The following is a 237-nucleotide window of genomic DNA, read 5'->3' as shown; positions in this document are numbered from 1 at the left end:
GGGGACCCTGATACAACGTTTGAAGGGAAGGTCGAAGAGATCGGATATGCGACAGATTCGGTATTTTCAATGTTTCCGGAAATGAACCAAAGCGGAGACTATACGAAAGTCACCGAGAAAGTTCAAGTCAAGATTTCGATTCAAAATCCGTCCGCCAAATTGCTTCCCGGCATGAATGCGGAAGTGAAAATTTCGTTATAGGCATTCGCAAAAAAGAGCAAGACGATCGTCTTGCTC

1 pseudogene is annotated in these 237 nt (G+C 44.7%); it reads left to right on the top strand.

From position 1 onward, the window contains the following. Positions 1-201, top strand: a pseudogene (locus CH339_RS25990) (HlyD family secretion protein); the annotation flags it as partial. Positions 202-237 lie beyond the last annotated feature (36 nt).

Source organism: Rhodobium orientis, assembly GCF_003258835.1.
GTDB classification, from domain to species: domain Bacteria; phylum Pseudomonadota; class Alphaproteobacteria; order Rhizobiales; family Rhodobiaceae; genus Rhodobium; species Rhodobium orientis.
Note: the sequence above shows the minus strand (reverse complement) of the source record. Positions and strands in the feature narration are given on the sequence as shown.